General features: G+C 74.0%; 10 protein-coding genes. 7 read left to right on the forward strand and 3 right to left on the reverse strand.

Annotated elements, in window-relative coordinates; all coding sequences use genetic code 11:
• Positions 1–129: 129 nt before the first annotated feature.
• Positions 130–1,683 (reverse strand): MFS transporter, encoded by a 1,554-nt coding sequence (locus ACZ4YL_RS11540; protein ID WP_382545044.1) that lies wholly within the window; start codon positions 1,681–1,683, stop codon positions 130–132.
• Positions 1,684–1,824: 141 nt separating this feature from the next.
• Between ACZ4YL_RS11540 and ACZ4YL_RS11545 the strand changes: the two genes are divergently transcribed.
• The 3 genes from ACZ4YL_RS11545 to ACZ4YL_RS11555 all read left to right on the forward strand — a co-directional run bounded on the left by ACZ4YL_RS11545 (position 1,825) and on the right by ACZ4YL_RS11555 (position 3,957).
• A complete protein-coding gene (locus tag ACZ4YL_RS11545) occupies positions 1,825–2,427 on the forward strand; it encodes a TetR/AcrR family transcriptional regulator (protein ID WP_468115691.1) in 603 nt (200 codons plus the stop codon).
• 115 nt (positions 2,428–2,542) lie between these two features.
• Positions 2,543–3,253 (forward strand): ribonuclease HII, encoded by a 711-nt coding sequence (locus ACZ4YL_RS11550; RefSeq protein ID WP_314248690.1) that lies wholly within the window; start codon positions 2,543–2,545, stop codon positions 3,251–3,253.
• A 59-nt stretch (positions 3,254–3,312) separates the two neighbouring features.
• Positions 3,313–3,957, forward strand: a complete 645-nt coding sequence (locus ACZ4YL_RS11555; RefSeq protein WP_468115693.1) for a hypothetical protein — start codon at positions 3,313–3,315, stop codon at positions 3,955–3,957.
• Positions 3,958–4,234: 277 nt separating this feature from the next.
• Here the strand turns inward: ACZ4YL_RS11555 and ACZ4YL_RS11560 are convergent, their stop codons facing one another.
• Positions 4,235–4,864, reverse strand: a complete 630-nt coding sequence (locus tag ACZ4YL_RS11560) for a hypothetical protein (protein WP_468115695.1) — start codon at positions 4,862–4,864, stop codon at positions 4,235–4,237.
• 214 nt (positions 4,865–5,078) lie between these two features.
• The gene (locus tag ACZ4YL_RS11565) at positions 5,079–7,238 is read right to left on the reverse strand and encodes a RecQ family ATP-dependent DNA helicase (RefSeq protein ID WP_468115697.1); all 2,160 of its coding nucleotides are present in this window, start codon (positions 7,236–7,238) and stop codon (positions 5,079–5,081) included.
• A 120-nt stretch (positions 7,239–7,358) separates the two neighbouring features.
• Here ACZ4YL_RS11565 and ACZ4YL_RS11570 point away from each other — a divergent pair, with 120 nt between their 5' ends.
• The 4 genes from ACZ4YL_RS11570 to ACZ4YL_RS11585 all read left to right on the forward strand — a co-directional run bounded on the left by ACZ4YL_RS11570 (position 7,359) and on the right by ACZ4YL_RS11585 (position 13,734).
• Positions 7,359–8,624, forward strand: coding sequence for a DUF4192 domain-containing protein (locus tag ACZ4YL_RS11570; protein WP_468115699.1), 1,266 nt, complete (start codon positions 7,359–7,361; stop codon positions 8,622–8,624).
• A 212-nt stretch (positions 8,625–8,836) separates the two neighbouring features.
• Positions 8,837–10,825 (forward strand): glycogen debranching N-terminal domain-containing protein, encoded by a 1,989-nt coding sequence (locus tag ACZ4YL_RS11575; protein ID WP_468115701.1) that lies wholly within the window; start codon positions 8,837–8,839, stop codon positions 10,823–10,825.
• 120 nt (positions 10,826–10,945) lie between these two features.
• A complete protein-coding gene (locus ACZ4YL_RS11580) occupies positions 10,946–11,692 on the forward strand; it encodes an NUDIX hydrolase (protein ID WP_468115703.1) in 747 nt (248 codons plus the stop codon).
• A 236-nt stretch (positions 11,693–11,928) separates the two neighbouring features.
• Positions 11,929–13,734, forward strand: coding sequence for an ATP-binding cassette domain-containing protein (locus ACZ4YL_RS11585; RefSeq protein ID WP_468115705.1), 1,806 nt, complete (start codon positions 11,929–11,931; stop codon positions 13,732–13,734).
• Positions 13,735–13,852 lie beyond the last annotated feature (118 nt).

A 13,852-nucleotide genomic window follows, 5' to 3' on the forward strand; every position in this document is an offset into this window, starting at 1 on the left:
TTTCTTTTTCTGTTCTCTCTCTCCCCCCCCCCCCCCCCCCCATCCTCCCCCCCCCCCCCCCCCCCCCCCCCCCCCCCCCCCCCCCCCCCCCCCCCCCCCCCCCGGCCCCGTACGTACGCAAGACCTCGCTCAGGCGGCCGGACCGGCCTTCGCGGCGGCGCCGGCCAGGGCCTCCAGGTCGCTCTTGCGCACCCGGATCACCAGCAGGGCGGTCGCCAGGGCCAGGCCCGCCATGGCGACGGCGGCGTAGAACGCGGTGGAGATGCCGTGGGCGAGGACGAGGTCGCCCCAGGGGTCGGGCAGGAAACCGGTCTCCTTGAAGGCGGCGATCTGTTCGGGGTCCGCCTGCGCCATGAAGGACGGGACCTGCTTCGTGGCCTCGTCACGACTGGCCGTGCCGAAGACGGTGACCAGGATGGACAGGCCCAGCGAGCCGCCGACCTGCTGGCTGGCGTTGAGCAGCCCGGAGGCCGCGCCCGCCTCCTTCGGCGCCACACCGGAGACGGCGGTGAGGGTGAGGGTCACGAAGTTGAGGCCCATGCCGAAGCCGAACAGCAGCATCGGCCCGAGCACTCCGGAGACGTAGGAGCTGTCGGTCCGGATGAAGGTCAGCCAGGCCAGCCCGGTTCCGGTGAGCGCGGACCCGAGGACCATGAAGGGCTTGGGACCGAAGCGCGGCAGGAAGCGCTGCGAGAGGCCGGCGGCGGTGATGATGGCGACCGTCACGGGCAGGAAGCCGAGTCCGGACTGGATCGGGGAGAAGCCCAGCACATTCTGCACGAACTGGACGATGAAGAAGAACATGCCGAACATCGCGGCGGCCAGGCCGAGCATGATCACGTAGGTGCCGGTGCGGTTGCGGTCGGCGAACATGCGCAGCGGGATGATCGGCTCGCGAGCCTGCGACTCGATGACGACGAAGAGTGCGAGCAGGACCAGGGCCGCGGCGAACGAGCCGAGGGTGATCGCGTCGCGCCAGCCCTTCTCCGCTGCGCTGATGAACCCGTACACGAGCGAGGCCATGCCGCCGGTGGAAGTGAGGGCTCCGGCGATGTCGAAGCGGCCGGGGTGGCGCTCGGACTCGGTGATGTAGAGCGGGGTGAGGACCGCGATCAGCACGCCGATCGGCACGTTGACGAAGAGGACCCAGCGCCAGTCGAGCCACTCGGTCAGCATGCCGCCGGCCAGCAGGCCGATCGCGCCGCCTCCTGCGGAGACGGCGGCGAACACCCCGAACGCCCGGTTCCGCTCGGGGCCTTCGGGGAAGGTCGTGGTGATCAGGGCGAGCGAGGTCGGCGAGGCGATCGCGCCGCCGACCCCCTGCAGGGCGCGGGCCGCGAGCAGTTGCCAGGGCTCCTGGGCGAAGCCGCCGAGGAGGGAGGCCAGGGTGAAGAGCAGGATTCCGGCCAGGAACACGCGGCGTCGGCCGAGGATGTCGCCCGCCCGGCCGCCGAGCAGCAGCAGGCCGCCGAAGGTGAGGGTGTAGGCGCTGAGCACCCACGACAGGTCGGTGGTGGTGAAGTCGAGGGCGCTCTGGATGTGCGGGAGCGCGATGTTCACGATCGTCGCGTCGAGGACGACCATGAGCTGGCACGCGGCGATGACGGCGAGCGCCACTCCGGGGCGCCCCTCCCGGCGTGCCGCGCCCGGTATCCGGGGCGTGGCGAGTTGAGAGCTTGTCACTGAGGATTCCCCCCAAAGTGAAATAGTGAACGCATTCGTTCACTGCGGGTCCACGGTAGGAGCCGAGCCTTAGTGAACGCAAGCGTTCACTAAGGCTGAAAATATGTGCGCCGAACGCGCAATCCGGTCGGAGGTGGGGAGATGGTGGGCTCGCGCTGGTCAGCGGCGTCGCCGGGGCGCAGGCGGGGTCCGGAGCTCGAACGGGCGATTCTCGATGCCGCGTTGGAGCAGCTCAGTACGGTCGGGTGGAACGCGCTCACCATGGAGGGTGTCGCGTCCGGCGCGCAGACGGGCAAGGCCGCGCTCTACCGCCGCTGGCCGTCGAAGGCGGACCTGGTGGCCGATGCGCTGCGCAGCGGTCTGCCGCGGATCGGTGACATTCCCGACTGTGGTTCGATCCGCGAGGACCTCTACCTCCTGTGTGTGAGCACGCGGGACGTGATGCACTCGCGCGCCGGGCAGGCGCTGCGGTCAGTGCTTCACGAATGCGATCACATGCATGCCGATCGGTTTCACGGAGTCATCTGGTCCGGTCTGCACGAGCCGGCCCAGCGCCTGATCAGGGAGCTTGTGGAGCGGGGAATCGCACGGGGTGATGTGCGGCCGGACGCGACTGGTCCGTTTGTCGTGGATGTCATTCCGGCGATGCTGATGTACCGCGCCAAGGTGTGCGGAAGCGAATGGGAGGACGCGGACATCGCGGCGCTGATCGACGAGGTGATGGTGCCGCTGCTCAGGGCGTGAGGCGTGGCGGGGGCGGCGCGGGGCGTGCGGACCGGGGTTCGCGTCCGATCCCGGGCGGGTCGGACCGGGGCGGGGGTGTGCAGTTGGCTCGGGGCGGCGTAACCTTGCTGGCGCCATGCCGTACGAAGCACCCACCCACACCGTCGAACGCTCCCTCCGTGCAACCACCGGCGCCAAGGTCATCGCCGGGGTCGACGAAGTCGGACGAGGGGCCTGGGCCGGACCCGTCACCGTGTGCGCGGCGATCACCGGCCTGCGCCGGCCGCCCGCCGGGCTCACCGACTCCAAACTGCTCACCCCCAAGCGACGCGACGCCCTGCTCGATGTCCTGGAGGACTGGGTCACCGCGTACGCGCTCGGGCACTCCTCGCCCGAGGAGATCGACGACCTGGGGATGACGGCCGCCCTCCGGCTGGCGGCGGAGCGCGCACTGGAGGCGCTGCCGGTGCGGCCCGACGCGGTGATACTCGACGGTAAGCACGACTATCTCGGCCCGCCCTGGCGGGTCCGTACGGTGATCAAGGGCGACCAGTCCTGCATCGCCGTCGCCGCGGCCTCGGTCATCGCCAAGGTCCGCCGCGACCGCATGATGGCCGAACTCGGTGAACGGGGCGGTGGAATCGAGGACTTCGCCTTCGCCGCCAACGCCGGATACCCCTCGCCCGTGCACCGGGCGGCGCTGGAGGAGCTGGGGCCCACCCCCTACCACCGGCTCTCGTGGTCGTACCTCGACGCGCTGCCCCGGTGGCGCCATCTCAAGAAGGTGCGCCGCAGCGAGGAGTCGATGGAGCTGGAAAACGGAGGCCAACTCGGCTTCGATTTCTGATCGCACGCGTGTGCCACCGACCGGTACGTTTCGTACCGGTGTTTGATAGATGTCAACTCATGCCTCTCACCCCCGCCATCGAGGAGCCTCAGATTCACGAGAGTGCCCAGGGTCCCCGCGTCACGCCGGCCGCGAGCCGCACCGCGCAGACCCCCCGCCCTGTACCTGGTCCGCGTCCCGCCGCCGTACCGCGGCCCGGCCGCCCCGGTCCCGCCAGGCCCGCACCGCCCGCGCAGCGTGCGCCGCAGGCCACCCCCGGACCCGTTCCCGCAGCCCCTGCCGCTGCCCCCACCGCACCGTCCGTCTCTGCGGCGGTGCCGCAGATCCAGCTGATCCCGGCCTCCGCCGAGGGCGCGCTGGACGCGGCCGAAGAGGCCGTCGACCTGCTGCTCGACACCGGGCGCGCGCCCGGCGACATCCTGGTGCTCACCAGTGGCGACCCGCACCCGTGGGCCGCGCACGAGCTGTCCTTCGGCGAGGCCGCGTACTGGGCCCTGCACGACGCCGGGGACGACGTCTTCTACGCGGACGCGGCGCAGGTCCAGCGCGCCGCCGACCGTCCCGTCGTGGTCTTCGCGGCCAACGGCGGAGCGGTCGACGCCATCGCGGGAGCCCTGCCGGTCGCGCTCACCCGGGCGGGTGCGCTGCTGATCGTGTGCGGCGACCCGCAGCAGATCAACTCCGTGCTGGGTGCGGGCGTCTGACGCCCTGCACCCGGCACGGGCGAGGGGCGGGGCGGGCCATGGGCCGGCCCCGCTGAAGCCCGCGCCGGGGCCCGGGTCGGAGCCTGAGGCCTGATCCGCCGTACGCCCGTTCCTGGGTGCACGGCCGTGAGGCATGCCCGCACGCAGGGCGGGCGTGCCGTGCCGTTGTACGAGGGGCAGCCGCACGGGTGGCTGCCCCGCAGTGACAGCAGCACGGGCGCGGACCGTACCCGTGGGGGCCGTACCCGTGGGGGTGCACCCCGGGGCCCTGCGGGGGTCAGCGCGCGGCGGTCCGCCGCAGGGCCTCGACCGCGCCGCCCCCGGTGTGCAGGGCCAGCGGAGAGAACTCGGCCACGGTGTCGCCCAGGCGCTGCGGCCGCGAGTCGGAGCTCGGGCGCCGACCGCCACGGCCCTCGCCCAGCACCTGCCAGCCCCCGTGGGTCAGCGTGATGTACGCGCCGCAGCGCAGACCGTGCAGGGTGCAGGCGTCCCGCAGCCCCCACATCCACGCGCCGTCCTCCTCGGTCCACCGCTCGTCGCCCTCGCGGCAGTAGAGCAGCACCGCCGTCCGCACCGGTGTCCTTCTGCGCAGGTCGTGCGGGAGCACCCGGCGCAGCCGGGACAGCAGGGCGTTGCGGTACTCCCAGCCGTCGGCCGAGGCCGACCGCTGCACGAAGGAGGCGCTCGCCACGAGCTGCTCCTCCGGGCCGAGGACGGCGATGACCGCGGTCGAGGGCACGGGGCTGTGCCGGGAGTGCAGCCCGCTGACGACCTCGCGCGGATTACGGAGGAGCGGAATGCCCGCCGCCGTCCATTCCGCGGGTTCCAGCAGTCTGCCGTGCCGGCTTGTGCCGCCGGTGGCTGTTGCCAGGGACGTGGTCGGGGGCGGCGCGAATCCGAAGGTCACGGTCCTCCCTTCGGGTACACGCCCGCGAACGGGCACGGTGGAGTCAGGGCGCGCCGCAGCGCGGCCCAGGAGGGTGCCGAGGAGCCGAGCGGGAGCACCCCAATTCTCGCGTGGCTTCTGAGCGTGCGGCAACGAGCAATTGACGCCGCCGACCGGAATTCGCCGGTATGCCGTTCATATCCTTGCCCCGCCACGCCGAAGATGACGCATTCGGCTAGCCCTGAAGCGCCAGCACCAGCGGGAACACCTCTTTCGCGCCTGCCCGTCGCAGCAGCCGGGCGGCGACCGCGACGGTCCACCCGCTCTCCGTGCGGTCGTCGACGAGCAGCACCGGGCCCGCGGACTGCGCCAGCGCATCGGCCAGCGCCGGGGGCACGGTGAGGGCTTGGTGGAGCCCCCGTACCCGCTGTGCGCTGTTCGAGGACACCGCTCCGAACTCCGGTGCCTGGTCCGTGTAGGCGAGCGCACCGAGCAGCGGCATCCGCCCGATCTCCGCGATCCGCGCGGCCAGCGAACCGATCAGCTGAGGGTGGCTGCGCGAGGGCAGGGCGACCACGCCCACCGGCCGGGCCGGTGCGTCCGGCGCCCCCGAGGCCCAGCCGCCGGGGCCCCGGGCCCAGTCCGCGAGCACCGCGACCACGGCCTGCGCGACGTCCTTCGGAACCGGCTGGTCCGGAGCTTGCGGGGCCAGCATCGGGCGCAGCCGGTTGCCCCATCCGATGTCGGACAGCCGGCCCAGCGCCCGGCCCGTCGAGGCCTGCTCCCCGGCGGGGATGCGGCCCTTGAGGTCGACGCCGACCGCCGCGAGCCCGGTCGGCCACATCTTGCGCGGCTCCAGCTCCACGCCCGGGCGGCCGAGTTCACCGCGCGCGGTGTCCAGCGCGGTGGTGGAGACCTCCGCGGTGAACCGCGCCCCGGCGCAGTTGTCACAGCGGCCGCAGGGCGCCGCCTCCTCGTCGTCGAGCTGGCGGCGCAGGAACTCCATCCGGCATCCGGTGGCCGCGGCGTAGTCGCGCATGGCCTGCTGTTCCGTGGCCCGCTGGCGGGCGACCCACGCGTAGCGCTCGGCGTCGTAGGCCCAGGGCTCGCCCGTCGAGGTCCAGCCGCCCTTGACGCGGTGCACGGCGCCGTCGACGTCGAGCACCTTGAGCATGGTCTCCAGCCGGGTGCGGCGCAGATCGACCAGCGGCTCCATGGCGGGCAGCGACAGTGGCCGGCCGGCCTGGGCCAGGACGTCGAGCGTGCGGCGCACCTGCTCCTCCGGCGGGAAGGCCACCGAGGCGAAGTACTGCCAGATCGCCTCGTCCTCCCGGCCGGGGAGCAGCAGGACCTCCGCGTGCTCCACGCCACGGCCCGCGCGGCCGACCTGCTGGTAGTAGGCGATGGGGGAGGAGGGCGAGCCGAGGTGCACCACGAAGCCCAGGTCGGGCTTGTCGAAGCCCATCCCGAGGGCGGAGGTGGCCACGAGCGCCTTGACCCGGTTCGCCTGGAGGTCGTCCTCGGCCTGCTGGCGGTCGGCGTTCTCCGTCTTGCCGGTGTACGAGGCCACGGTGTGCCCCCGGTGGCGCAGGTAGGCGGTGACCTCCTCGGCGGCCGCCACGGTCAGTGTGTAGATGATCCCGGAGCCGGGCAGGTCCCCGAGGTGGTCGGCGAGCCAGGCCAGCCGGTGCGCCGCGTCGGGCAGGGTCAGCACCGCCAGGCTCAGGCTCTCGCGGTCCAGAGGGCCGCGCAGCACCAGAGCGTCCGTACCGGCCCCGGTGCCGAGCTGTTCGGCGACGTCGGCGGTCACGCGGGCATTGGCCGTGGCGGTCGTGGCCAGCACCGGGACACCCGGCGGCAGGTCGGCCAGCATGGTGCGCAGCCGGCGGTAGTCGGGGCGGAAGTCGTGACCCCAGTCGGAGATGCAGTGCGCCTCGTCGACCACGAGCAGCCCGGTGGCGGCGGAGAGCTTCGGGAGGACCTGGTCGCGGAAATCAGGGTTGTTGAGCCGCTCCGGACTCACCAGCAGGACATCGACCTCACCCGCCGCCACCTCGGCCTGGATGCCCTCCCACTCCTCGGGGTTGGCGGAGTTGATGGTGCGGGCGCGGATCCCGGCCCGGGCCGCGGCCTCGACCTGATTGCGCATCAGCGCGAGGAGCGGTGAGACGATCACGGTGGGGCCGGCGCCGTTCGCCCGCAGCAGCGAGGTGGCGACGAAGTACACCGCGGACTTGCCCCAGCCGGTGCGCTGTACCACCAGCGCCCGCCGCTTGTGCGCCACCAGGGCCTCGATCGCGCGCCACTGGTCCTCGCGCAGCCTGGCGGCGCCCGTGGGGTCGCCCACGAGACGGGCTAGTACGGAGTCGGCCGAGGACCTCAGGTCTGCGTTCATGCCCCCATGCAACCTGATGCCTCCGACATCGCGCCAATGCCGCTCCGGGCCTGTGGACGGCGGCGGCGGGAGTTATCCACAGGGCTTTCGGGATCGGATCATGCGCGGGACCTTCGTGGCATGACGAACAACCACGAATCACGCACCCCGTCCGACCGGCCCTCCATCAGCCCGGCCGGAGCCGCCACCGGACCCCAGATCACCCTGCGCAGCCCGGCCGAACTGGCCGACGCGCTGCCCTACATGCTCGGCTTCCACCCGACCGACTCCCTCGTCATGGTCGCCGTGCACGGCGAGGGCGGGCGCTTCGGCGGCCGGCTCCGCGTCGGTATTCCCAGCTCGCCCGGGGAATGGGAAGACACCGCCCGACAGGTCGCAGAGTGCCTGATCAGGGGCAGCGAACGGCGCGGCGGCAAGCCCGACGGCATCGTCGTCTACCTCTGCCAGGAGCCGAGCGGGGAGGAGAGCGGCCGGCGGGTGATGGCCCGGCTGCGGCCGCTCGCCCAGGGGATCCGGCTGGCCTGCGGCGCGCTGGACGTGCCCGTACTGGAGGCCCTGTGCCTGTCCGCGGGACGGTTCTGGTCCTACGTATGCCCCGACGAGCGGTGCTGCCCGGCCGAGGGCAGCCGGCTGGCCGCCGTCGGCACCTCGGTGCTGGCGGCGACGGCCACTTTCGCCGGACTCCAGGTCAGGGGCTCCCTCAAGGAGATCGAGGGAAGGATGGCACCGCTGCGCGGGGCCGTGGCCGAGGAGGCGGAACGGGCCCTCGACCGGGCCGCCGCCGCCCTGATGCCCAGGATCCTCGACGGGGCCACCCGTGAGGAGGTCGGCGCCGAGACCATCGCCCTGGCGCGGACCCTGATGCGGCGCCTGACGCTGGCCCCGCCCGTCGAGGGCGGCGCCCACGCCGACGACTGGGACGACGCACTGCTCGGCCACGACGAGGCCGCCTCACTGATTCTGGGCCTCCAGGACCGCGAGATCCGGGACATCGCGGCGGAATGGATGGAGGACGAGGACGCGGCCCCGGCCCTGCGGCTGTGGCGGGCCCTGGCCCGGCGCTGCGTCGGGGCCTACGGCGAGCACGCTGCGGCCCCGCTCACTCTCGCCGGCTGGGTCTCGTGGTCCACGGGGGACGAGCCGACCGCCCGGATCGCCTTCGGCCTGGCCCTGCGGGCGGACGCCGAGTACCGCTTCGCCCAGCTGCTCCACCACGCATGCAACGAAGGGATCGACCCAGAGGGGCTGCGGCAGTGCCTGCGGGAGGAGCGGCGCCGCCGGGAGCCCCGGCGAGGGCGCTCCTCGGCCGGTACCCGTCCTCCTGGCCGGCGGAGCCGGACGGCCTCCCGCCGCGGGTCCCGCCGTACCGCGGGGAGCGAACAGTGAGCGCGCACCGGTTCACGTCGTCCGGCGGTCCGGTGAGACCGCTCAGGTACGCCCTGGGCCTGCCCCGGCGGCGCGGGCTTCACCCCGGGCACGCCCGGACGGCGCCCGGGCCCGTGACCCGGGCGGGGGTGGGGGCGTTCAGCTGGGGGGTGGTGGGGGCCCGGCCGCGCCGCCGCCCAGCTGAACCGACCGGAGCGCAGACAAGGCGACACATGTCTCACCCCGCACCTCCCCGCCCACCCGGCGTGCCCGCCGCCCGCAGGTCCGAACTGCCGCCCGTGCACGGCGCCGTCATCTGCGTCGCCGCGCCCTGTCTGGTCATCTCCCCGGAGCACGGCCAGCTGACCGGGCGGGGGATCGACGGGATCTACCGGTCCGGGCGCCGCCTCCTCTCCCGCTGCGTGCTGCGCGTCGGCGGCCGGGACCCGGTCGCCGTGCAGGGGCGCAGCCTCGCTGCCGACCGGGCCGTCTTCACCGCGACCGTGCGCACCGGCGCCGAGCCCGGCCCCGACCCCGACATCGGTGTGGAACGGGTCCGGCACGCGGACGGCACCGAACGGATCACCCTGCGCAGTTTCTCGGCCCGGCCGGTACGCCTGCCCGTGGAGGTGCTGCTCGGAACCGACCTGGCGGAGCTGGCCGCCGTGGCCGCGGGCCGGGCCGGGCCGGAGCTGCCCGCCGGGGTGCACGCTGCCGGACTGCGCTGGAGCACCGGCGAGGCGCAGGCCGTGACCGCCGCCGACCCGCCGCCCGACGACGCGCTGGCTTCGGCGGGGCTGCTGCGCTGGCAGCTCGAACTGGCTCCCGGCCAATCCCGCACCATCGAGCTGCGGACCACGCAGCAACGGGTGGGGCGGGCTCCCGCCGGGCAGGTGGCGAACCCGCTGGCCGACGCCCGGGCCGAGGGGGACGATCCGAGGGCCGAGGCATGGTTCCGGACCAGCGTCGAGGACCTGGGCGCGCTGCTCCTGAGGGACCCCGAGCAGCCGGGCGACGCCTTCGCTGCGGCGGGAGCGCCCTGGCGGCTCGGCCTGGCCCCGGCGGAATCGCTCTGGGCCGCCCGGATGGCGCTGCCGCTCGGGACCGGTCTCGCCGCGGCCACCCTGCGCATCCTCGCCCGGACCCAGACCGAGGAACGGGGGCCCGACCTCGGGAAGATCCCGGGCCCGCTGCGCGGAGCGGGCGCGCAGCTTCCGCCGGGGTGCACCGGCACCGAGGCGACCCTGGCCTTCCCCGCGGTGCTGGCCGAGGCCCGGCTCTGGGGCATGCCCGAAGAAGAGGTGGACCGGCTGCTCCCGGCCGCCGAGCGGTGCCTGCACTGGCTGCGTGGCGCGTGGGGGGAGGACGGCTTCCTGGCCGATCCCGACCCGGGTCCGCGGCGCTGCGAGACCCAGGCCCACGCCCATCGGGCCGCCGTGCTCGGCGCTGATCTGCTCGCCGCGTGCGGACGGCCCGGAGCCGAGGAGTGGCGGGAGCGGGCGGCCGGGCTGCGGGAGCGGTTCCGGGCCGGGTTCTGGATCGACGGCCCGGACGGCGGCCGGCCCGCTTCGGCCCTCCACCCCGACGGGAGACCGCTGCCACGGCTGACGGGGGCCGCCGCCCACCTGCTCGACACCGGACTGCTCAGCGGCGGCCGGCTTGCCCCGGGACTCCTGGACCGCACCCGCGCCGAGCAGCTGGCCCGGCTGCTCGGAGCCCCCGCCATGGATTCCGGATGGGGGCTGCGGAGCATGGCCGTCAAGGAGCCGGGGCACAACCCGTTCGGCCACCGCTCGGGCGCCGTGCGGGCGTACGAGAGCGCGGTGGCCGTGGCCGGACTGGCCCAGGCAGGCTTCGAGAAGGAGGCCGCGGGCCTGCTCGGAGGCCTGCTGGACGCGGCGGAGGCCTTCGGGTACCGGCTACCGGAGATGTTCGCGGCCGAGCAGCGCACCGCGGGCAGCGCCCCCGTGCCGCACCCGGCGGCCTGCCGACCGGCCGCCGTGGCCGCGGCGGCCGGGATCCACGCGCTGACCGCCCTCGCCGGAATCCGCCCCGACGCCCCCGCCGGCACGGTCGCCCTCGCGCCCCTCCCCGGAGCTCCCCTGGGCGGACTCAGACTCTCCGGTCTGCGGGTGGCGGGGGAGCCCTTCGCCGTCCGGATCAGCCGGCTCGGCCTCGGCATGGTGGAGGAGGCGGCCGATGCGCTCCAGTTGGGTGGCTGAGCACGCCCCACCCCGCTCAGGCCGGAACGGTCCGCTCGATCGAAGGCCCCGCCTTCGGGGCGCTGTCTTCAAGGTCACCAAAGCGCTGTTTATCGTCAGGCAGACGACTATGATCGCGGCATGTCGCCCTACGACCCGTCGGCCTATCCGCCCTTCGCCGTCACCGTCGACCTGGTCGTGCTCACCGTGCGGCGCCACGCGCTCTGCGCGCTGGTCGTCCGGAGAGGTGAGCAGCCGTTCCAGGGGCGCTGGGCGCTGCCCGGAGGATTCGTCCGAGGGGACGAGGACCTGGCGGGGGCCGCCGCCAGGGAGCTCTCCGAGGAGACCGGCCTGTGCGCGCACGACCCCGCCCTGCCCGGTGCGGGCAACGGGGCGCACCTCGAACAGCTGGCCACCTACGGTGATCCGAAGCGGGACCCGCGGATGCGTGTGGTCAGCGTGGCGCACCTGGTGCTGGCTCCGGACCTGCCTGCACCCCGGGCCGGGGGCGATGCCAACAGCGCGCGCTGGGCCCAGGTCGACGAGGTGCTGGCCGACACCGACGAGGCCTCCACGGGGCTGGCCTTCGACCACGCCCGGATCCTCGCCGACGGTGTGGAGCGGGCCCGCTCGAAGATCGAGTACTCCTCGCTGGCCACCGCCTTCTGCCCGCCGGAGTTCACGGTCGGCGAGCTGCGCCGGGTCTACGAGGCGGTCTGGGGTGTGTCCCTCGACCCGCGCAACTTCCACCGCAAGGTCACCGGTACTCCCGGATTCCTGGTGCCGGCCGGAGGTACGACGACGCGTCAGGGCGGGCGTCCGGCCCAGTTGTTCCGGGCGGGCGGGGCCACCCTCCTCAACCCGCCGATGCTGCGTCCGGAAGTCTGACACCGGGGCGTACGAGGCGCCGTCGGCAGCGGCGCGACCGCCGTGCCCCATCCCAGGACCGGGTCCGGCACCGGCACCGGCTCCGGCACCGGCTCCGGACCCGCCGTCCGTGCGGGGCCCGGCGGCAGTATCGGCATTCCATCGGACCGGTTGCGCTGAATATCGGACATATCGCGCTATCTTGCTTGCGGTACCCACCCTGCCGCTGAGCGGTCTCACCCCCCGCGAGAGAAGCGATGCTCCAGGCCATCGGACTCACCAGCAAGCCCCGCCCCGACGCCCCGCCCCTCGTGGACGACCTCACCTTCGAGGCCCGCCCGGGGCATGTGACCGCCCTGCTCGGCGAGCCGGGATCGGGCAAGACCACCGCACTGCGGCTCATGCTCGAACTCGAACCGGGCCGCGGCGTCACCTACTTCCGCGGCCGCGCGCTGCACCGGATCCCGCACCCCGGCCGTGAGGTCGGAGTGCTCCTCGGCGACGTTCCCGGCAACCCCGCGCGGACCGTCCGCAACCAGCTGCGGATGCTCTGCGCCGCAGCCGGGGTGCCGGCCTCCCGGGCCGACACCATGCTGGAGGTCGTCGGCATCGCGGGCCTGCGGGACCAGCGCCTCGGCTCGCTGTCGCTCGGCATGGAGCGCCGGGTCGCCCTGGCCTCGGCACTGCTTGCCGATCCGTGCACCCTGCTGCTCGACGAGCCCGGCGCCGGACTCTCCCCCCGCGAGCGCGGCTGGCTGCACGGGCTGCTGCGCGGCCATGCCTCCCTCGGCGGCGCGGTGCTCTTCACCACAGACGACGCCAAGGAGGCCGCCCGCAGCGCCGACCGCGTCGTCAGCATCGAGGCGGGCCGGCTCGTCGCCGACCAGGATGCGGCCGAGTTCGCCCGGACCAGGCTGCGTCCGCGGGTCGCCGTGCGCACCCCGCACGCGGCCCGGCTGGCCGACGTACTGGGCCGCGAGGCCCGGGCCGCCCGGCGCGCGGTGGAGATCGTCGCCGAGAGCGGCAGCCGCCTGTCGGTGTACGGCAGCAACTGCGCCGAGGTCGGCGAGGCGGCGTTCCGGCACGGCGTGCTGGTCCACCAGCTCGCCGACGAGACGGGCGACGCCGGCGCGCCGACGGTGCCCGTCCCGGCCGCGCGCACCGCGGCCGGAACGCCACCGGAGCCCGGCACGGGCCACGCCGAAGCCGTCGCCGAGTCCGTCGCCGAGGCCTCCGGCGACCACCCCCGGCAGATCCGCTCCGGGCGTCCGGCCTCGGCCGTGCGCCGTGTGGGCGGCCCGCTGCGTCCCCTGCGCTACGAGCTGCTCCGGGTCTTCGGGACCGCCACCCCCGTCCTCACCGCCGCCCTCGTCGTCGCCGTCTCCGTCCTCACCGCCCTGGTACTGGCCCGGACCGGGCAGACCCCGCAGAACCGGCTGCTCGCCGCCTGGCCCGAACTGCTGCCGCTGCCGCCCGCCGCCCTGGGCGCCGGCCTGCTCGGCGCGCTGGCCTTCGGCGAGGAGTACCGCTACCCCGCACTCGCCGCCGACCGGGGCACCGTGCCCCGCCGGATGGGGCTGCTCACCGCCAAGCTGGGCATCTGCGCCGCCCTCGCGCTGCTGCTGGGCGCCCTGACGGTGGCCGCCGACGCCGCCGCCCTCGCACTGGTCTTCGACAGCGGCCCGCTGCGCACCCCGGTGGAGTGGCTCTCCCCGGCCGTGAGTTGGACCGGGCTGCTCATCGGATGCGCCTGGGCCGGCGTACTGGCCTCCGGTGTCTTCCGGTCCGCCACCGCGGGACTGGCCGCGGTGCTCGCCGTGCCGGTGATGGTGGTTCCGCTGGTGCGCAAGGTGCTGGCGGGCTCGTTCGCGTACCCGTCGACCGGGCTCGGGTCCCGTCTGCGCGGCCTGACCTGGGGGCAGTGGCCGCCGGAGGCCGACCGCCTGCTGGTGGGGGCCCTCCGGGTGATGGCCCAACCCGTCGGGACCGCACTGGTGTTGTCGCTGATGGTCCTGTTGTGCGCCTATGGGTTCACCGGACTGCGCAGCCGGGTCCGTTGGTGATCGTTCCGGTTCGGGAGAAGTCGCGGACGGGACCGTTGCAGTCCGTGTCACGTCAAGCGGACCGCAACTCCCCGCAAAAGGTCTGGTTCTTTACGATAAGTCGTCAATTGCGTAGGTG

The organism is Streptomyces sp. NPDC030021 (assembly GCF_055574035.1).